Source organism: Phaeovulum molybdatiresistens, from assembly GCF_023544865.1.
GTDB lineage: Bacteria > Pseudomonadota > Alphaproteobacteria > Rhodobacterales > Rhodobacteraceae > Pontitalea.
On sequence record NZ_JAMJFX010000001.1, the window covers coordinates 107794 to 127409 of the forward strand.

A 19616-nucleotide genomic window follows, 5' to 3' on the forward strand; every position below is an offset into this window, starting at 1 on the left:
CCGCATGGAACAGGAATCGCAACTCACCCGGCTCGGTCTTTTCGACGCACGGGTGCCCCGCTACACCAGCTACCCCACCGCGCCGCATTTCTCGGCCGATGTGGGGTCAGCGCAGTTTGAAGACTGGATCGCGGCGATCCCCGCCGGATCCTCGATCTCGCTTTACATGCATGTGCCGTTCTGTCGGCGGCTGTGCTGGTTCTGCGCCTGCCGCACGCAGGGCACGCAAAGCGACGATCCCGTCCGCGCCTATGCCGAGGTGCTGCTGGCGGAACTGAAGATGCTGAAGGATCGCCTGGCCCCCGGGGTCACGCTGTCGCGCCTGCACTGGGGCGGGGGCACGCCGACCTTGATGCCCGCCGACATGATGCGCCGCGTCGCGGATGCGGTGTTCGAGGCGGTGCCGATGGGCGAAGGCGCGGAATTCTCCGTCGAGATCGACCCCAATGAAATCGACGATGCGCGCATGGATGCGCTGGCCGCGGCGGGGATGAACCGCGCCTCGATCGGGGTGCAGGATTTCGATCCCCAGATCCAGCAGGTGATCGGCCGCGACCAAAGCTATGAGGTGACGCGCCGCGCGGTTGACATGATCCGCGACCGCGGCGTGCAAAGCCTGAATGCCGACATCCTTTATGGCCTGCCGCACCAGACCAACACCAAGATCGCGCAAAGCGTGCAGAAGTTGCTGTCGCTGTCGCCCGACCGGGTGGCGCTTTATGGCTATGCCCATGTGCCGTGGATGGCGCGCCGGCAGACGATGATCCCGTCCGACCACCTGCCCACGCCGCAGGAACGCCTGGCCCTGTTTGAAACCGCGCGACAGCTGTTCGTGGCCGATGGCTATGACGAAATCGGCATCGACCATTTCGCCCTGCCCACGGACGGGCTGGCCAAGGCGCAGAAGGCGGGCCTGCTGCGGCGCAACTTCCAGGGCTACACCGACGACCTGGCGCCGGTTCTGGTGGGGATGGGGGCTTCGTCGATCTCGCGCTTCCCGCAAGGCTTTGCGCAGAACGCCTCGGCCACCTCGGCCCATATCAAGGCGATCCGCGAGGGGCGGTTTTCCACCGCCCGCGGGCACGCCTTCAGCGATGAAGACAAGCTGCGGTCGCGCATGATCGAGGCGCTGATGTGCGATTTCCGCATCGACGCGGCCGAACTGATGCGCGACTACGGTGTGCCGCGCGCCCGGCTGGAAACGATGTTCGCCGATTGCGCCGCCAAGTTCGAGGATATGGTCGAGGTCACGCCCACCGGCCTGTTCATCCCCGAAAAGGGCCGCCCCCTGACGCGGATGATCGCGCGCAGCTTTGACGCCTATGACCTGTCAAAGGCTGGCCATTCCTCGGCGATCTGACCGGAACCGCAAAATGGGAAAGGGGCGCCAGTGGCGCCCCTGACCGTTACAGAAGGCCCGCGTTGGCCATGGCCGCGCGCAGATGCGCATCGCCCGCCGGCGACAGCGGCACCAGCGGCAGGCGCACCGTGTCGGACATGACGCCCGACAGCGCCAGCGCGCGTTTCACCGGGCTGGGGCTGCTTTCCACGAACATCGCGGCGGCCAGCGGCGACAGGCGTTCGTGTAGCGCCAGCGCATCCTCGCGCCGCCCCTCGGCCCAGGCGGTGTAAAGCGCCACAACCTCGGCGGGCAGATAGTTCGACAGGACCGAGGTCAGCCCCCGCGCCCCCAGCGCAAAGAACGGCAGCGCCAACCCGTCATCACCGCAATGCACCACGAAATCCGGCCCACAGGCCGCGCGCAGCGCGGTCACGCGGGCGGCATCGCCCCCGGCTTCCTTGATCGCGACAATGTTGCGATGCGCGCGCGCCAATGCCCCGGCGGTTTCCGGCGCGATCGCCACCCCGGTGCGCCCCGGAACGGAATACAGCATCACATCAACCGGCGCGGCCTCGGCAACGGCCGAAAAATGCGCGATCAGGCCTTCTTGCGTGGGCTTGTTGTAATAGGGCGTGATCAGCAACACCCCATGTGCCCCCGCATCCGCCGCGCGGCGGGTGGCGGCCACGCTCTTCTTCGTAACATTGCTGCCGGTGCCGGCCAGCACATAGGCGGCATTGCCCGCGCGCTTGACGGTATGGGCGATGACGGCCAGCGCCTCTTCTTCATCCAGGGTGGCGGCCTCGCCGGTGGTGCCGACGGGCACAAGCCCCGCGATCCCGGCCTCCAGCTGGCGGTCGATCAGGCGGTCATAGGCGTCCCAGTCGATGCTGCCCGCATCGGTGAAGGGGGTGACAAGGGCGGTGAAAACGCCGTTGAAACGGGTCAGATCGGTCATCGCAGGTCCTTTCAGGAAATGTCGGCGGGCGCATAGGCCCCGTTGGGCTGGCCCACCAGCCAGCGTGCGGCCGCCAGCGCGCCCGCGGCATAGGCGGCGCGGCTGGCAACTGTGAGGGTCAGGGAAATCTCGGCCACGCCCAGATCGAAGCGCAGCTTGTTGATGCCGGGCGTGTCACCGATGCGGTGGATTTCGGTGCCCACCGCGCGGCCATCGGCGGACAGATCGGCCACAAGCCCCTGCGTCGTGCCCGAGGCCGCAGGCTTTTTCTGCGCGTTATAGGTCTCGGCCACGGTCAGGCCCGCGCCGGGCAAGGCGGCGGCCAGCATCAGGCCGGCGCGGCGAAAAGCCTCAAACCCCAGCGTGAAATTCGCGCCGATCAGGATCGGTCGGCGCGCGCCTTCGGCCCGCAGGCGCGCGGCCTGATCGGGGGAAAATCCGGTCGTGCCGATCACCAGCGGCAGGGCATTGCCCGCCAGCCGGTCCAGCAGGTCCATCACCGCGGCGGGCGTGGAAAAATCGACCAGCACATCGGCATCGAACCCCGCCGCGGCCAGCGCCGCGCCGTCGCGCCCCGAAATCGCCTCGGCCAGGGTCAGATCGGCGGCGGCGCCGATCTGGGCCACGACCTCGCGCCCGACCTTGCCGCCCGCCCCCAGAACCGCGACCCGCATCAGTCGATCACCACGCGGGGTTCGGACATTTCGCGCATGGCGATGCGCACGCCCTCACGCCCAAGGCCGGACTGCTTGATCCCGCCGAAGGGCACATGTTCGGCGCGGAAATCGGGGCCTTCATTGACCATGATCCCGCCGACCTGAAGCCCCCGCGTCAGCTTGCGGATCGCGGCGTGGTCGTTACTGAAGATCCCGGCCTGAAGGCCATAGTCGGACCCGTTCACCTCGGCCATGGCCGCGTCCAGATCGACGAAGGGGCGCAGCGCCAGCACCGGGCCAAAGGTTTCTTCGGCCACCAGCTTCATTTCGGGCGTCACATCGGCCACCACGGTCGGCGCGATCAGGTTGCCCTCACGCGTGCCGCCCGCCAGCAGCCGCGCGCCCATCGACTGCGCCGCCGTCAAGCGGGCCATGATCTCGTCCGCCGCAGCGGCGTCGATCACCGGGCCCATCTGGGTCGCGCCATCCGCCGGATCGCCAAAGCGATGCGCGGCCACGCCTTCCAGCAACACCTGGGTAAAGGCGTCGGCAACATCCTGATGGACATAAAGCTTTTTCACCGCGGCACAGCTTTGCCCGGCGATTTCATAGCGGTGGCCAATGGCCGTGGCGGCGGCGGCGGCCAGATCGGCATCGGGCAGCACGAACAGCGGATCGTTGCCGCCCAGTTCCATCAGGCAACGCACAAGCCCGCTTTCGCGCTTCAGCGCCAGCCCCGCCTGCGGCCCGCCGGTGAAGGACAAAAGGTCGATCGGCGCGCGCGCCAGCGCCAGCGCCGCCTGCGCCCCGCCGTGGACGATCTGCACCAGATCGGTGGGAAAGCCCGCCTCAACCGTCAGCCGCACCAGATGATCGGCGGCCAGCGGCGCCTTGGGCGAGGGTTTGACCACCACCGCATTGCCCGCGCCGATCGCGGGGCCAAGCTTGTGGCACAGCAGGTTGACCGGATAATTGAAGGGCGTGATCGCCGCCACCACGCCGGTCGGCGCCAAGCTGACCACCGCCTGCCGGTCCACCCCGCCCGCGACGATGGCGCAATGCATCACCTCGCCATCGAGGAAGGTCGCGGCATCGCCCGACAGGCGCAGGGTGTTCTGCGCGCGGCGGATTTCGTTGCGCGCCTCGGTGATGGTCTTGCCCATCTCGGCGCAGACGGTCTGCGCCAGGGTCTCGGCATCGCGGGCGACCAGATCGGCCAGCCGGTTCAGCAGATCGCGCCGCTGATGCGGGGTCGAGGCGCGGAACCCCGCCGCCGCGACCTTGGCGCGGGTGACGGTGGCGCGGATCTCGGGTTCGGTGGTTTCGGGCAGTTCACCCACCACGGCGCCGGAAAACGGGTTGCGGATGGTGAAGCATTCGGCATTGGCGGTGCGCAGCGGCGCGGCAAGGGTCATCGGGTCTCTCCTTCGGTCTCGTCGGTGGCGGCCAGCAAATCGGCCACGGCAATGGGTCGGGCGGGCCAACGGGGCGCGCCGATCCCGGGGGTGGGTGTGTCGGGGCCCGGATTGTCAGCCGCAGCCAGTCGCGCGACCCAATCGCCGCAGAACCGGCCCTGACAGGGCCCCATCGCAAAGCGGCCATCCAGCCGCAGTTGCCGCGCGCGGGGGCTTGGCCCCAAAGCGCGCAGGTCGTTCACTGTGCGCGCCTCGCAGCGGCAGATCACGGTGTCGCCCGGCAGATCGGCCAACCGCGCCGCGCCGTCATGGGCGTAAAGCTGCGCCAGCAGGGCCTGCGCCGCGCGCTGGCGGGCAAGTTCGGCATCGGGCGCGGGTTCGGGCCGGCCCAGCAGGCGGGCGGCCAGCGCCGCACCCCCGGCCCGGCCATCGGCCAGCGCGGCGCGGGCGCCCAGCGCCTCGCGGCAATCGCCAAGGCGAACCACGGGCAGGGTTGCGCAATCGGGCAGGCCGATGTCATTGGAACGTATGCCGTCATGCAGCGCGATGTGATCGGCAGTGAGGCGCCGTCCACCCGTCGCCTCGGCCACCAGCGCGCCACCCTCGGCCCGGATCGCGGTCAGATGGGTGCCGGTCAGAATGGGCACCCGCGCCAGCCGCAGACGGGTAAGATAGGTCGCTGCCTCGGCCCAATAGCTGCGCGGCAGGCGCAGTGCGGCGAGCGGCCGGGCAAAGGGCCGACCGGCCTCCAGGATCGCCAGCGGCGGGCGGCCCAATTTCACCAGTTCCGCCCCCAGCGCCAGCAACAGCGGGCCAGACCCTGCCAGCAGCACCCGCCCCGCAGGCGCCTCGGCCAGGGTTTTCAGCCGCGTCTGCAGGCTGCCTGCGGTTTCCACCCCCGGCAGGGTCCAGCCCGGCCGCGGCTGCACGCTTTCGCGCGCGCCCAGCGCCAGCGCCAGCGCGCGGGGCCGGATCAGCCGGTTCATCGCGCCGGTCAACAGCACGGCGCCGGTATGATCCACCCCGCCAAAGCGCGTGCCCAGCGCCAGCGTGATCCGCCCGCCCTGCGCGGCAACGCCCGCCATCACCCCCGCCCAGCGACGCTTCTGCGCGCCCGAGGCGATGCTGCGCACGCCCGGCAGCGGCTGGCGGTGGATCGCACCGCCCACCGCCTGCGCCTGATCGACGACCAGCACGGGCAGGCCCGCGCGGGCCAGTTCGGTGGCCGCCGACAGGCCCGCAAGCCCCGCGCCGACGACAAGAACGGTGTCACGCATCATCGCCTCCGATCTCGGGGGAAAGCCGCAGGCCGTCGCGCGCGGGCAACAGGCAGGCTTCGGTGATCCGGCCCTCGGCGCGGATCAGACAGCCCTGGCACAGGCCGATGCCGCAGAACACGGCGCGCGCCTGCCCGGTGGGGGCGGTGCCAAAGGCCGCGATGCCCGCCCGCATCAGGGCGCTGGCGACGGTTTCACCCACGCGGAAGGGCACGGGCTGGCCGGCCCAGAAGATCGTTCCGGTCGTCATGCCCGTGCCTCCTGCAGGGGGGCGCCAAAGCGCGCAGGCGTCAGCGCCGCCAGATCGGTGGCCAGCGCATCGGTGGGCGCAAGGCCCTGGACCATCCGCGCGACCTCTCGCCCGATAAGGGCGGACAGGCAGATGCCGTCGCCTTCAAAGCCGGTGGCAACGGTGATGCGCGGCGCGCCCGGCAGCGGCCCGACGATAGGCAGGCTGTCGGCCACGGCCGCGCGGATACCTGCAAAGGCCCGGATCACGCGGCGCTCGGCCAGCGCGGGGAAGGCATCGACCGCCCGGCGCATCAGCTGGCGCATCGTGGCGAAATCGACACGGGTAGGATCGGCGTGATCCTCGCGGCTGGATCCGATCAGGAACTGGCCGGTGGTCAGCGGGTCGATCACCACGGGCGGCAAGGGCAGAACGCCGGGGGCGTCGGTCTTGGCCACCAGATAGGCGGCGGCGGTCAGCGACCCGGGCAAAGTCCCCGCCGGGCCACGGTCGGTCACGAACAACTGGCCCGCGCGCGGCTGCACCGGCAGGGCGGGAAACAGCGCCGGCGTGGACACGCCCAGCGCCGCCACCAGATGGCCCGCGCGCAAGCGCCGGTCGCCCAGATCGATCGTGACGCCCGCATCATCGGAGTCCAGCCCGCGGATGCGGGCGGGCCAGATCGGCGTGATTCCCGGCGCGGCCAGATAGGCGCGCACCGCCTTGTGGCCGGGCATGTGGCCTTCACCATCCAGCGTCACCAACCGTTCAACCGCGGCGCCCAGACCCGGCAGCGCGCCGGCACCGCCATCGCCCGTCACCCGCACCGGACCCGCAATCTGCGCCAGCTTGTCGATCAGCGCATCCAGGGCCGCGATTTCCGCATCGCCCTGACCGAAAACATACGAGGGGCGGGCATGGAAGGCCCCGGCCAGAAGCCCCTGCCCCGCCAGATCGCGGGTATAAAGCAATGAGGCCGAGGCCAGCCGCGCCAGGGGCCCGGGCTTTTTCGAGGCCACCGACACCGCCCCATCCGACGCCCCCGAGGCCGCCGCCGCCGGGCCCACCGCATCGATCACCGCCACCCGCAAACCGGCCTGCGCCAGATGCCAGGCGACCGAGGCGCCGACGATTCCGGCGCCGGCAATGGCCACGTCATGGTGAAGGGCTTGGGTCAAGGCGGGCTCCGCTTTGGGCTGTTGCGGGGAAAGGCGGGGTCGGGGCGGCGGGCCGGAACGCCCGTCATGGGGAAAGGCTAGCCCGCGCCCCAAGGCCGCGCGATGCAAATTTGCACCGCCAAGTTACAACAATTCTTGGAGGATTCTGCCGCATCGCAGAAAGACCTGATAACACGCCCGTCATTCTACAATATATTTTATAGGATAAGGGGGCTTTCTTGTATTGATCGAAGGCCCGAAACACGGTGCTGTGTCAACGACGGCCCCGACAGAGGGTCGCACCAACTCTGGCCGTTACCTTTCAGACCAGCGCGGGGCACCGCGTCAACACGGAGGACATGATGACGTTTCTGAAACGACTTGCCACGGGGGTTGCCGCTGCGGCAATCGCGCTTGGCACCAGCTTCGGCGCCGCCCAGGCGCAAGACAAATCCAAAGTGGATGAGATTCGCGACCGCGGCGTGCTGCGCATCGCCGGCATCCTGAACGAAGACCCCTATTTCTCGAAAGACCCGCGCACCGGCGAATGGCGCGGCTTTGTGGTGGAAATGGGCAAGGACATGGCCACCGAACTGGGCGTGGAACTTGAGGTTGTCGAATCCAGCTGGGCCAATTCGATCCTGGACGTGCAGTCGGGCAAGGTCGACCTGGCCTTCGCGCTGACCGCCCTGCCCAAGCGCGCGCTGTCGGTGCATTTCTCGGCGCCGACCTATTACAACAGCTTCGTCATCATCTCGCCCAAGGAAGAGCTGAAGGGCAAGACCTGGGCGGACCTGAACGATCCGGCCTATACGATCGCGGTGGACCTTGGCTCGGCCCAGGACCAGATCACCAAGGCCTATCTGCCGAAAGCCAACATCCTGCGCTTCAAGACCCGCGACGAGGCGGTTCTGGCGGTCGCCACCGGCAAGGCCGATGCGATCATCAACACCGTGTTCAACGGCATGGTCATGACCACCAAGAACGCCGCCATCGGCGAGGTCTATGTGCCGACGCCGATCCTGTCGTCGCCGTCCGTCGTCGGCATGGCGCATGATTCCGACGAAATCTGGCGCGGCTTCGTGTCGGCCTGGGCCGATTACAACCGCCGGGTCGGCAACAACCAGACCTGGATCCTGAAAGGGCTTGAACCTTTCGGCATCACCATTGATGACCTGCCCGAAGGCTTTGACATCAACGGCTAACCCCCCCCATGCGCGGGCCACTGCCGGCCCGCGCCCACCAGAAGACGGCAGGAGACAGGCCGCATGTACAATTGGGATTTCTATACGGTCCTGCAATCCTTCGACCTTTTCCTGCACGGGATCTGGACGACCTTCCTTTACACCCTGGGCTCGGTCGTGCTGGGCGTGATCATCGGGCTTGCCGCCTGTTTCGCGCGCCTGTCACGCTTTGCCACCCTGCGGATCGTGGCGCGCAGCTATCAGGAACTGTTCCGCTGCACGCCGCTGCTGGTGCAGATCCTGTGGGCCTATTACGCGCTGCCGATGCTGCTGGGCGTGTCGATTTCCAACACCACGGCGGGCCTGCTGACGCTGTCGCTGTATGTCGGCTCGTTCTACGCGGAAATCTTCCGCGGCGGCATCAACGCCATCGACAAGGGCCAGCGTGAGGCGGCCGCGGCGATCGGCATGTCGGGGGCGCAGGCAATGCGGCGCATCATCCTGCCGCAGGCGGTAAAAAAGATGCTGCCGGCCTTTATCAACCAGTCGGTGATCCAGGTCAAGAACACCTCGCTTCTCTATGCGATCTCGGTGGCGGAACTGACCTACATGACCTCGGTCGTGAACTCGGAAACCTACCGCCCGCTCGAGGCCTATTCACTAGCCGCGGTGATGTATTTCGTGATGCTCTTCCCGCTGACGCAGGTTGCCGATCACTTTGAACGCCGCATGCGCCGCAGCGACTGAGCCGGGAGAGGACAGATGACCAACAAACAACCCGCCATCGCCGTGCGCGGCCTGACCAAAAGCTTCGGCAAGCTGGATGTGCTGAAAGGCATAGACCTGGACCTGATGCCCGGCGAGGTGCTGGGCCTGATCGGGCCGTCGGGGTCGGGCAAATCCACGCTGATCCGCTGCCTGAACATGATGGAAACGCCCACCGGCGGGAAGATCCTGTTCCGCGGCCGCGCCGTCAGCACCCGGTTTCGCGGCACGGGCGACACCATCGGCATGGGCGAATTGCGCCGCAACGTCGGCATGGTGTTCCAGCATTTCAACCTGTTCCCGCATCTAAGCGTGCTGGACAACATCACCGAAGGCCCACGCGTCGTGCTGCGCCAGCCCCGTGCCGAGGCCGAGGCCGTGGCGATGGACCTGCTGGCGCAGGTGGGGCTGGCCGACAAGGCGCGCGCCTACCCTGCGCATCTGTCGGGCGGGCAGAAACAGCGCGTGGCAATTGCCCGGTCGCTGGCGATGAAGCCCGAGGTGCTGCTGCTGGATGAGGTGACATCGGCGCTTGACCCCGAACTGGTGGGCGAGGTGCTGGCGGTGATCCGGCGGCTGGCGGATGAAGGCATGACCATGGTTCTGGTGACGCATGAAATGGGCTTTGCCGCCGATGTAGCCAGCCGCGTGATCTTCATGGAACAGGGCCGCATCGCCGAGGAAGGCAGCCCCGAAGACATCCTGCGCAACCCGAAATCCGAACGCCTGCGCGGCTTCCTGTCGCGTTTTCACGCATGAGCCGGGGAATGGACAGACCTGTTCCGGTGCTGATCCTGGGCGCGGGCCGCATGGCCCAGCGCATCGCGCGGATGCTGGCGCAGGATGCGCGCTTTGATGCGGCGCTGGCCGCGCGCGATGGCGATGCGCTGGCGGGGGCCGATGGGCTGACCCGCCTGCCGCCGCTGACCGGCACCTTGCAAGAGGCGCTGTCGGGCGCGCTGCGCGGACGGCGCGCGGTGATCCTGGCCGATCCCGCCCTGCCCGCCCCCGATGTCGCCCGCGCGGCGATCGCGGCGGGGTGCCATTACCTGGACATCACCGAAAGCGCCGCCTCGGGGGCGGCGGTGGCGGCGCTTGCCGCGGACGCGCGCGCAACCGGGGTCAGCCTGGCACCGGGCTGCGGGCTGGCACCGGGCTATGTCACCGCCCTTGCCGCCGAGGCGCTGGAGGCCGCGGGCCCGCGTGATGAGATCACCGTTTTCGTGGGCGTGCTGCCCGCGCGGGCCGAAAACCGGCTGGGATATGCCAATATCTGGGGGATCGAGGGGCTGGTGGGCGAATATTCCGCCCCCTGCCTGGCGCTGCGTGAAGGTGGGCTTGCGGAATTGCCGCCCCTGTCAGAATCCGAGACCGTCTGCCTGAACGGCACGGAATTCGAAGCCTTCACCACCGCCGGCAGCCTGGATGCGCTGGCGCGCGCGCATCAGGGACGCGTGGGCGGGCTGGTTTTCAAGACCCTGCGCTATCCGGGCCACCTGGATTACATCCGTTTCCTGCTGGAAGATATGGGCCTGTCCAAGCGGCTTTACCAGTTCCGCACCCTGCTGACGACCGCCCTGCCCCGGACCGAGGAAGACCGCGTGCTGATCGCCATTCGCCGCCGCAGCGGGGCCAGCGAAAGCTGGTCGGCGCGCAGCCTGTGCGCGGGGCCCGATGGCACGGGGCGGCAAATCAGCGCGGTATCCACCGCGACGGCGGCCCATGTCTGCGCCACGCTGGACCTGATCGCGCAGGGCCAGACCCAGCCGGGGCTGATCGCGCCGGGGATGCTGGCGCCGGGGGCCTTGCGGATGTCGCCCTTCCTTTGCCATCTTGATCCGGCCGATGCGGCCATCCCGGCCGCCTGAACGCGGCGGGGGGCAGAATGGCACGGCAAGGCGGAACCGGACAGACAGGCGGCGCAGAAGCCCCGCCGCGCGGCGATGACCGGCGCCCCAAGATCGACATTTCCCTGTTGCAGACCTTTCATCTGGTCGCGCGGACCGGGTCGTTTTCCGCCGCCTCGCGGGAATTGAACATTTCCTATCAATCCGCCGCCAACCATGTGCGCCGGCTGGAGCAGCTATACGGCGCGCGGCTGATCGAGGCGGAAAAGGGCTCGCGCCATGTCACGCTGACGCCGCAGGGGCGCGCGCTGCATGCCTCCCTGGGCGAGGAACTGGAAACCATCCTGTCGCGCATCTCGGTGCTGCTGCATGATGTGCGATCGGTGCTGCGTGTCGGCGTGCCGCAGGCGCTGTTTCATCATTTCTTCCCCGCGATCCTGCAGGATTTCCGCGCCCAGGCCCCCGATATCGAGCTGGCCTTTTTCGAACGCGACACGACGCTGGAAAAGATGATGATGGAAGGCGCGCTGGACGCCGCCGTCAGCGAACGCAGCTTCAGCCACCCCGCGATCACCCAGCACCTGCTGGGCAGCTATCGGCTGGCGCTGGTCTGGCCCGCCGACTGGGGCATCCCGGAAACCGAAACCGATCTGGCGGCCTTTCGCGACCGGCCCTTCATCACCTATGAAAGCGGCCAGACGGTGCGCAGCCGCGCGCTGGATTACCTGACGCGCCAGATGCAGGCCCCGCCCCGGATTGCCACCACCGCCTCGGGCAGCACCAGCGTGACGCGGCTGATCGAGGCGGGCCTGGGCTATGGCGTGGTGCCCGAATGGGCCGCGGCCGAGGATTGCCCGAAGGTCATGCGCCGCGTGCTGGGCGGGATGGAACCGATGAAGTTATGGTTCGCCCATACCGCTTTTCTGGGCAACAACACCTATGTCCGCGCGCTGCACCATTGCTGCCGCAAGGCGCTGGGTTAGGCGCCCGCCGTTTCCACGAAATCGATCAGCCGCGGCAGGCAGTGGCGCTTCAGGTCATAGCGCGCGGTGATCGTGTCGCGCGCCGCCCGGCGCAACGGCGCGAAACGGTCGGGGTCGGCCAGCGCCGCAACCAGCGCGGCCGACCAGCCGGGAATGTCGAAGAAATCCACCAGCCGGCCGTTTTCGCCATCGCGGATCACCTCGCGCACGGGGGCGGTGTCCGATCCGATCACCAGCGCACCCGCGGCCATCGCCTCCATCAGGGACCAGGACAAAACGAACGGATAGGTCAGATAGGCATGGACACGCGTGACCTGCAGCAGCGCCAGATAATCGGTGTAAGGCAGCCGACCCGTGAAATGCACCCGCGACAGATCCAGCCCATCGCGCACCTCGGCCAGGAAGCGGTCCTTCCAGCTGATGCCATCCTTGGGCGCGGCACCATAGCTTTGCCCCTCGGCCCCCACGATCACCACCTGCGCGTCGGGCCGCGCCGCCAGAACCGCGGGCAACGCGCGGATGAAGCTGTGATAGCCGCGATAGGGTTCAAGTGATCGGCTGACAAAGCTGATCACCTCATCCCCCGCGCGCAGCACCGGGCCGTTCGGCACGGTAAAGCGCGCCTGCGTGTCGGGGCGGACGGTGTCGGTATCGATGCCGTCATGGCAAACCGTGATCTTGGCGCGCAGTTCGGGCGGGAAGGTCGCGGCCTGAAATTCGGTGGGCGCCAGCGCGGCATCCGCCTGCACCATCGCCTGCAGCAGATGGGCGGACCGCGCGGTGGTCAGAACCCGCCGGTCCAGATCGGGGCGGGCGAATTCCGGGTCGAAATCGGTATCAAGCCCCGTCGCGCGATACATCAGTTCGGCATAGACCAACAGCCGCGCCCCGGGCCAGACATCGCGCAGAAACAGCGTCTCGCCCCAGCCGGGATGGCCCAGGATCACATCGGGCACATAGCCGTGCCGGTCACGCAGCGCGCGGGCGGCGCGGGCCACGCGCAGGCCCCGTTCGGCGCAATCGGCATAGGTCCGCGTCAGCGCCGAGGACAGGGTGACAGGGTCCGGCGCGCGGTATTTCACAACCCGCACCGGCGACGGGCGGGTGTTGTGTTCCGCCGTCAGGGCCAGAACCTCATGCCCGCGGGCGGCCAGCGCGGGGGCCAGATGGGGGAACTGGCCGGGAAAGTTCTGATGGACGAACAGAACCTTCAAGCCACCGCCTCGCCCAGGGCCGCGCGCATCAACTGGCGTGTATAGTCGGTCTGCGGCGCGCCAAAGACCTGGGCCGCGGGGCCGGATTCAACGATATCGCCCTGTTTCATCACGATCACCTTGTGCGACATGGCCCGCACCACGCGCAGGTCATGGCTGATGAACAGATAGGCCAGCCCGTAGCGGGCCTGCAGGTCGCGCAGCAGGTCCACGATCTGCACCTGCACCGTCATGTCCAAGGCCGAGGTCGGCTCATCCAGCACCACCACGCGCGGGCGCAGGATCATCGCGCGGGCAATCGCCACGCGCTGGCGCTGGCCGCCGGAAAATTCATGCGGATAGCGGGTCATCGCGGCGGGGTCCAACCCGACCTCGGCCATGATCGCGGCCACCATGTCGCGCCGGTTGCGGCCCGGTTCAACCCCGTGAACCGTCAGCCCCTCGGCGATGATCTGTTCCACGGTCATGCGCGGCGACAGGCTGCCGAACGGATCCTGGAACACGATCTGCATATCGCGCCGCAGCCGCCGCAACTGCCCCGCCGACCAGCCGGAAATGTCCTGGCCGTCATAGACGATCGGGCCTTCGGACCCGATCAGCCGCATGATCGCCAGCGCCAGCGTGGTCTTGCCCGACCCGCTTTCGCCCACAATCCCCAGCGTCTCGCCCGCCCGCACGGAAATCGAGGCGTCGTTGACCGCCTTCACATGGCCCACCGTGCGGCGCATCAGCCCGCGCTGGATCGGGAACCAGACCTTCAGGTGGTCGGTCCGCACCAGGTCCTGCGCACCATCCGGCACCGGGCCCGCCAGGCCCTTGGGTTCGGCGGCCAGCAGCTTGCGGGTATAGGGATGCTGCGGATTGGCAAAGATGTCCGCCACCGGCCCCTGTTCGACGATCTCGCCCATCTGCATCACGCAGACCCGGTCGGCGATGCGGCGCACGATGCCCAGATCGTGGCTGATGAACAGAAGGCACATGCCCTCGGCGCGTTTCAGATCGGCCAGCAGGTCCAGGATCTGCGCCTGAATGGTCACATCCAGCGCCGTGGTCGGCTCATCCGCGATCAGCAGGTCCGGCCCGTTGGCCAGCGCCATCGCGATCATCACCCGCTGGCGCTGCCCGCCCGACAGCTGGTGCGGATAGTCCTGCAAGCGGCTTTCCGGGTTCTGGATGCCGACCTTGTCCAACAGCTCAATCACCCGCGCCCGCGCGGCCGCCCCGGTCAGGCCCTGATGCAGCGCCAAGCTTTCGGTGATCTGCTTTTCCAGCGTGTGCAGCGGGTTGAGCGAGGTCATCGGTTCCTGGAAGATGAAGGAAATATCGTTGCCCCGCACCTGCCGCAGCAGCGCCTCGGGGGCGCCGATCATTTCCTGCCCGCCATAGCGGACCGATCCCGCCACCTCGGCATTGCCGCCCAGAAGCGCCACGGTCGACAGTGCCGTGACCGACTTGCCCGAGCCGGATTCCCCCACCAGCGCCACGGTTTCGCCCTTGGCGACGGTGAAGCTGACACCCTTGACCGCCGGGATCACCTTCCCATCCTGCCGGAAGGCCACGCGCAAATCGTTGACCTCTAGCACCGCCGTCATTTGAACACCTTGCGCGGATCAAAGGCGTCGCGGACGCCTTCGAAGATGAACACCAGAAGCGACAACATGATCGCAAAGGTGAAAAACGCCGAAAACGCCAGCCACGGCGCCTGCAGGTTTTGCTTCGCCTGCAACGCCAATTCGCCCAGCGACGGCGCCGAGGACGGCAGCCCGTAGCCCAGATAATCCAGCGAGGCGAGCATCGAGATCGTCCCGGTGATGACAAAGGGCATCATCGTCAGCGTCGCCACCATCGCATTGGGCAGGATGTGGCGGAACATGATCACGCGGTCCGACACACCCAGGGCGCGGGCCGCACGGACATATTCGAAATTCCGCGCGCGCAGGAATTCCGCCCGCACCACGCCGGTCAGGGCGGGCCAGCCGAACAGGATCGCCACAAAGACCAGCAACCAGAAGCCCCGCCCCAGGATCGCGAACAGGATGATGATGACGTAAAGCGAGGGGGTCGAGGACCAGATTTCCAGCGCGCGCTGAAAGATCAGGTCGGTGCGCCCGCCGAAATAGCCCTGCACCGCGCCCGCCGCGATGCCAATGACCGAAGCGACGGTGGTGACGATCAGCGTGAACAGGATCGAGGTGCGGAAGCCATAGATCACCCGCGCCGCTACATCGCGCGCGGTATCGTCGGTGCCCAGCCAGTGCCGCGCATCGGGCGCGCTGGGGGCGGTGCCGACGTTGTTGATCGTGCGATAGTGGTAGGGGATCGGCGGCCAGATCATCCAGCCCGTTTCCACCGGCGCACCGTCCACCGTGCCGGTGCTGCGGGCCTCGGCCATGTAGGTGTCGGGGTCGTCCCAGCATTCCTCACGCCCGCCGGTCACGATCAGGCATTGCACCGCCTCATCGCGGTAGATCGCCTCGGTGCGGAAATCGCCGCCAAAGGCGGTTTCGGGATAGAAGCGATAGGCCGGGAAATAGAACTCGCCCCGGTAGCTGACGACGATCGGCTTGTCGTTGGCCAGCACCTCGGCAAACATCGAGGCGACAAACAGCACCAGAAACAGCCACAGCGACCAGAAGGCCCGCCGGTTGGCCTTGAAGTTACGCCAGCGGCGCGCGTTCAGCGGGGACAAAGCCATCAGCCGGCCCTCCGCTCAAAATCAATGCGCGGATCGACGAAGACATACATCAGATCCGACAGGATGCCGACCAGAAGCGAGATCAGGCCAAAGACGTAAAGCGTGCCAAAGATCACCGGATAGTTGCGTTCGACCGCCGCCTGAAAGCCCAGCAATCCCAGCCCGTCGAGCGAGAAGATCGTTTCCACGATGATCGAGGCGCCAAAGAACACGCCCAGAAACTGCGCCGGAAAGCCCGCGATCACGATCAGCATGGCGTTGCGGAAGACGTGGCCATACAGCACGCCGCGTTCCGACAGGCCCTTGGCCCGCGCAGTCATCACATATTGCTTGTTGATCTCATCCAGGAACGAGTTCTTGGTCAGCAGCGTCATCGTGGCAAAGCTGGCGATCGTGGTGGCGGTCACCGGCAGGGCGATGTGCCACAGGTAATCCAGCGCCTTGCCGATCGCGCTCAGATCCTCCCAGTTGTCCGAGGTCAGGCCCCGCAGCGGGAAGATCTTCCAATATGATCCGCCCGCGAACAGCACCATCAGCAGCACCGCGAACAGGAAGCCGGGGATCGCATAGCCCACGATGATCGCGCCGCTGGTCCAGGTGTCAAACGGGCTGCCATCGCGCACCGCCTTGCGGATGCCCAGCGGGATGGAAATCAGATAGGCCAGCAGCGTCGACCACAGGCCCAGCGTGATCGACACGGGCATCTTTTCCAGCACCAGTTCCACCACGGATTTCGAATGGAAGAAGCTTTGGCCGAAATCGAAGGTCAGGTAATTGCCCATCATGATGACAAAGCGTTCCACCGCCGGGATCGGCTCTTTTTCACATTCGGGCGCGCGGATGTCGGGCGTGCCGGTGAAGCCTTCAGCGCAGACGATCCGGGCAAAGCCCATCTGCACCTCAAGGCGGGCCAGCTGATCGGGGGAAATGCCGCGCGCGCCCTGATAGCCGCTGGCTTCAACGCCCTGCGCGCCGCCCGCAGCCCCCGCATCGCCGCCACCGGCGATGTTGCGCAGGCTGTCGGCCTCGCCCTCGACGCGGGCGATGATCTGTTCGATCGGCCCGCCCGGCACGAATTGCGTCAGCGTGAAGTTCACCACCATGATCCCGATCAGCGTCGGGATGATCAGCAGCAACCGCCGCAGGATATAGGCGCCCATGTCTGCCCTGCCCTTGCCCCGCCCCCGGTCAGAACGCGCCGGCGGCTTTCAGTTTTTCGGCCTTTTCGGCGTTGTACCACCAGAAGTCCAGTTCGCCCAGCGCATAGGGCGGCAGGTTTTCGGGGTGGTCGAACATGTCGTAATAGGCGACCGTATGGGTGGCCTTGTGCCACTGCGGCACCCAGAAGCGCAGCGCGCGCAAGGCCCGGTCCAGCGCGCGGACGCGGGTGGTCATCTCATCGCGGCTGTCGGCTTCCTCGACCAGCCGGATCAGCGCGTCGATCGCCGGATTGGCCAGCCCCATCGAGTTGAACACATCGCCCACCGCGGCCGATCCGAAATACTGCTGCAGCCCCGACCCGGGGATGTAATCCTGCCCCAGCTGGTCGGTGATCAGATCAAAGTCATGGCTGCGTTCGCGGTTGGTGAACTGTGCGTCATCCACGCGCGAATGCACCGCATCCACCCCAAGCGCGCGCAGGTTTTCGACGTAAGGGTTGATCACGCGGTCGAAGGTCTGGCTGTCGTTCAGGATCTCGACCCGCAGGGTTTGGCCGCGCGCATTGCGTCGCATGCCGTCATCGCCGACGGGCCAGCCCGCTTCATCCAGCAGCGCCGCGGCCTTGCGCAGATTGCCCCGGTCCAGTTGACGCGCGCCCGAAGCGGCGGGTTCCACCGCCGGATCGGTCAGGATGCCGGGGGGCAGGTCGGCGGCCAGCGGTTCCAGGATCGCGACCTCCTCGGGGCTGGGCACGCCTTCGGCGGCCAGGTCGGAATTGTCCCAGAACGACCGGGTGCGCGCGTAGATGCCGTAGAACAGCGTCTCATTCGACCATTCGAAATTGAACATCAGGCCCAGCGCCTCGCGCACGCGAATGTCCTGGAACCGGTCGCGGCGCAGGTTGATGGAAAAGGCCTGCCCGGTGCCGATCGCGCCAGATGGCAATTCGCGCTTGACCACATGGCCCGCGTTCAGCGCCGGGAAATCATAGCCCGTCGCCCAGATGATCGAGGACGCCTCGTTGCGGAAGGTATAGGCACCGGCCTTGAACCCCTCGAACGCGGCCTGATAGTCGCCGAAATATTCGATGCGGATCGTATCGAAATTGTTGCGGCCCCGGTTGATCGGCAGATCGCGGCCCCAATAGTCGGGGTTGCGCTTCCAGACCACGCGGGTGCCGCCCTCGGCGCGGTCGAACATATAGGGGCCCGACCCCAGGAAGGGGATGTTGCTGCTTTCTTCCAGATCGCGGTTGTGGCGTTCGAAATCCGCCTTGGAAAAGACCGGCAGGCCGCCGACCGTCTGGATGATGTCGCGGCGCGGATAGCCGGGGACAAAGGTGAACCGGATGCGCCGGTCGTCCAGCAGTTCGGCGGACTGGACCTTCTGGCTCAGCACCGTGCGAAAGGATGACAGGCCCTTGTCGCGGAAGGCTTCATAGGAAAACAGCACATCTTCGGCCGTCATCGGTGTGCCATCGGAAAAGGTGATCCCCTCGCGCAGGGTAAAGATCACCCAGTCGCGGCTTTCGGGATATTCCAGGCTTTCGGCCAGCAGCCCATAGGCCGCGCCGATTTCATCGGCCGTGGTGGTCAGCAGGCTTTCCAGCATCACGGACGACAGCGCCGCCGCGCGCCCCTTCAGCGTGAAGGGGTTGAAACTGTCGAATGCCCCCGAGGTCCATTCCGAAATCTCGCCGCCCTTCGGCGCATCGGGGTTCACATAGTCCAGATGCGCGAAATCGGGGCCGTATTTCAGATCGCCATAGGTCGAAATGCCATGCGCGGTGATGGTGTCCTGCGCCCGCCCGGCAGAGGCAAGCCCCGCCCATAGCGCCAGCGCGATGACAAGCGCCCCCATGGCGCGCAGGGTCACCCCCCATGACGTCTTGTCCAGTGCCGCCCCGCCCCGTGCAACCGCCTTTGTCTGAACCATATTCTCACCCCCCTGCGCTGCGCGGGTCCGCGCCATTCCGTCACCATTGGTAACGGGCCGGGGCGCGGGGCTTCAAGTTGCGATTGCGTGAGAAGGGCGCGAAAAGCAAAGGCCGCGCCCGGGGGCGCGGCCTGATTGTCCCCGGTGGGGGAAATCGTGCAGGATCAGTTCGAAACGCTCTGCAGATAGGCCAGAAGGTTGACGCGATCTTCCGGCTTGGGCAGACCGGCGAAGGCCATCTTGGTGTCGGGCAGGTAATCCTTGGGCTTGATCAGGAAGGCGTTCAGCTCTTCCAGCGTCCAGGTGCCGCCGTGGCTGGCCATGCCGGCCGAATAGGCAAAGCCGTCAACGGCGCCGATCGCGCGGTTCACGACGCCGTCCAGATGCGGGCCGGTGCCGTTCGACCCATCGACCTTGTGGCAGGCCCGGCACTTGCCAAAGACCTTTTCGCCCGCGGCCGCATCACCCGAATCAAGGGCCAGTTCCACGACTTCTTCCGCGGCTTCCTCGGCGCCCTCTTCGGCCACGTCCAGAAGCCCGCCCGGCGCCGCCGTCATACCCGCGACCTCTTCCCCGCCATGAGCGCCATGGCCAACGGAATAAAGCGCGCTGGCCGCCCAGTTGCCGAGAAGGAAGGCCAGAAGCGCGCCGATCACGGCACCCCCTGCCTTCGTGATAGTCATCGTGTCGAACATGGCTCTTCCCTGATGTGGCTGTTCAGTTGTGCGCATCTACCCGTTTCAGCCCCTGCATTTCAAGGCATGTTTCTGCGCGCAGCGGTCAATTTGGCCCTGCAGG

General features: G+C 67.1%; 18 protein-coding genes. 6 read left to right on the forward strand and 12 right to left on the reverse strand.

Features of this window, described 5'->3' with window-relative positions:
• Nucleotides 1-4: 4 nt before the first annotated feature.
• On the forward strand, nucleotides 5-1360 hold the full coding sequence (gene hemN / locus MXB90_RS00510) for an oxygen-independent coproporphyrinogen III oxidase (protein ID WP_250039686.1): 1356 nt from the start codon (nucleotides 5-7) through the stop codon (nucleotides 1358-1360).
• 46 nt (nucleotides 1361-1406) lie between these two features.
• Here hemN and dapA read toward each other — a convergent pair whose 3' ends face one another.
• From dapA to MXB90_RS00540, 6 genes are read right to left on the reverse strand one after another with little or no spacing between them, the layout of a single operon-like run.
• On the reverse strand, nucleotides 1407-2300 hold the full coding sequence (gene dapA, locus MXB90_RS00515; RefSeq protein ID WP_250039687.1) for a 4-hydroxy-tetrahydrodipicolinate synthase: 894 nt from the start codon (nucleotides 2298-2300) through the stop codon (nucleotides 1407-1409).
• An 11-nt stretch (nucleotides 2301-2311) separates the two neighbouring features.
• Nucleotides 2312-2974 carry a dihydrodipicolinate reductase C-terminal domain-containing protein gene (locus MXB90_RS00520; protein WP_250039688.1) on the reverse strand — a complete coding sequence of 221 codons (663 nt, stop codon included), beginning with the start codon at nucleotides 2972-2974 and terminating at the stop codon, nucleotides 2312-2314.
• Nucleotides 2974-4371 carry an aldehyde dehydrogenase family protein gene (locus MXB90_RS00525; protein WP_250039694.1) on the reverse strand — a complete coding sequence of 466 codons (1398 nt, stop codon included), beginning with the start codon at nucleotides 4369-4371 and terminating at the stop codon, nucleotides 2974-2976. Before MXB90_RS00525 ends, MXB90_RS00520 begins: the two co-directional genes overlap by 1 nt.
• Nucleotides 4368-5648: an FAD-dependent oxidoreductase gene (locus tag MXB90_RS00530; RefSeq protein WP_250039699.1), complete on the reverse strand. Its 1281-nt coding sequence runs from the start codon at nucleotides 5646-5648 to the stop codon at nucleotides 4368-4370. The genes MXB90_RS00525 and MXB90_RS00530 overlap by 4 nt, the downstream gene beginning before the upstream one ends.
• Nucleotides 5641-5898, reverse strand: a complete 258-nt coding sequence (locus MXB90_RS00535) for a 2Fe-2S iron-sulfur cluster-binding protein (RefSeq protein WP_250039705.1) — start codon at nucleotides 5896-5898, stop codon at nucleotides 5641-5643. The genes MXB90_RS00530 and MXB90_RS00535 overlap by 8 nt, the downstream gene beginning before the upstream one ends.
• Nucleotides 5895-7055 (reverse strand): NAD(P)/FAD-dependent oxidoreductase, encoded by a 1161-nt coding sequence (locus tag MXB90_RS00540; protein WP_250039707.1) that lies wholly within the window; start codon nucleotides 7053-7055, stop codon nucleotides 5895-5897. The genes MXB90_RS00535 and MXB90_RS00540 overlap by 4 nt, the downstream gene beginning before the upstream one ends.
• A 341-nt stretch (nucleotides 7056-7396) precedes the next feature.
• On the opposite strand from MXB90_RS00540, the gene MXB90_RS00545 reads away from it, so the two are divergent.
• From MXB90_RS00545 to MXB90_RS00565, 5 genes are all read left to right on the forward strand, one after another.
• Nucleotides 7397-8239 carry a transporter substrate-binding domain-containing protein gene (locus MXB90_RS00545; protein WP_250039710.1) on the forward strand — a complete coding sequence of 281 codons (843 nt, stop codon included), beginning with the start codon at nucleotides 7397-7399 and terminating at the stop codon, nucleotides 8237-8239.
• A 63-nt stretch (nucleotides 8240-8302) separates the two neighbouring features.
• Nucleotides 8303-8965, forward strand: coding sequence for an amino acid ABC transporter permease (locus tag MXB90_RS00550; RefSeq protein WP_250039713.1), 663 nt, complete (start codon nucleotides 8303-8305; stop codon nucleotides 8963-8965).
• A gap of 15 nt (nucleotides 8966-8980) precedes the next feature.
• Nucleotides 8981-9742, forward strand: coding sequence for an amino acid ABC transporter ATP-binding protein (locus MXB90_RS00555; RefSeq protein ID WP_250039717.1), 762 nt, complete (start codon nucleotides 8981-8983; stop codon nucleotides 9740-9742).
• Between the two features lie 8 nt (nucleotides 9743-9750).
• Nucleotides 9751-10851 (forward strand): saccharopine dehydrogenase family protein, encoded by a 1101-nt coding sequence (locus tag MXB90_RS00560; RefSeq protein WP_250039721.1) that lies wholly within the window; start codon nucleotides 9751-9753, stop codon nucleotides 10849-10851.
• Between the two features lie 17 nt (nucleotides 10852-10868).
• Nucleotides 10869-11813 (forward strand): LysR family transcriptional regulator, encoded by a 945-nt coding sequence (locus MXB90_RS00565; protein ID WP_250039725.1) that lies wholly within the window; start codon nucleotides 10869-10871, stop codon nucleotides 11811-11813.
• On the opposite strand, the gene MXB90_RS00570 is transcribed toward MXB90_RS00565, so the two are convergent.
• From MXB90_RS00570 to MXB90_RS00595, 6 genes are all read right to left on the reverse strand, one after another.
• Nucleotides 11810-13027 (reverse strand): glycosyltransferase, encoded by a 1218-nt coding sequence (locus MXB90_RS00570; protein ID WP_250039726.1) that lies wholly within the window; start codon nucleotides 13025-13027, stop codon nucleotides 11810-11812. The genes MXB90_RS00565 and MXB90_RS00570 overlap by 4 nt on opposite strands.
• Nucleotides 13024-14619 carry an ABC transporter ATP-binding protein gene (locus MXB90_RS00575; protein WP_250039729.1) on the reverse strand — a complete coding sequence of 532 codons (1596 nt, stop codon included), beginning with the start codon at nucleotides 14617-14619 and terminating at the stop codon, nucleotides 13024-13026. Before MXB90_RS00575 ends, MXB90_RS00570 begins: the two co-directional genes overlap by 4 nt.
• Nucleotides 14616-15722: an ABC transporter permease gene (locus tag MXB90_RS00580; RefSeq protein ID WP_250039733.1), complete on the reverse strand. Its 1107-nt coding sequence runs from the start codon at nucleotides 15720-15722 to the stop codon at nucleotides 14616-14618. Before MXB90_RS00580 ends, MXB90_RS00575 begins: the two co-directional genes overlap by 4 nt.
• A complete protein-coding gene (locus MXB90_RS00585) occupies nucleotides 15722-16882 on the reverse strand; it encodes a microcin C ABC transporter permease YejB (RefSeq protein WP_250039734.1) in 1161 nt (386 codons plus the stop codon). Before MXB90_RS00585 ends, MXB90_RS00580 begins: the two co-directional genes overlap by 1 nt.
• 28 nt (nucleotides 16883-16910) lie before the next feature.
• Entirely contained in the window at nucleotides 16911-18818 is a 1908-nt protein-coding gene (locus MXB90_RS00590; RefSeq protein ID WP_250039736.1) for an extracellular solute-binding protein, read from the reverse strand.
• Between the two features lie 164 nt (nucleotides 18819-18982).
• Entirely contained in the window at nucleotides 18983-19513 is a 531-nt protein-coding gene (locus tag MXB90_RS00595; protein WP_250039738.1) for a c-type cytochrome, read from the reverse strand.
• Between the last annotated feature and the right edge of the window lie 103 nt (nucleotides 19514-19616).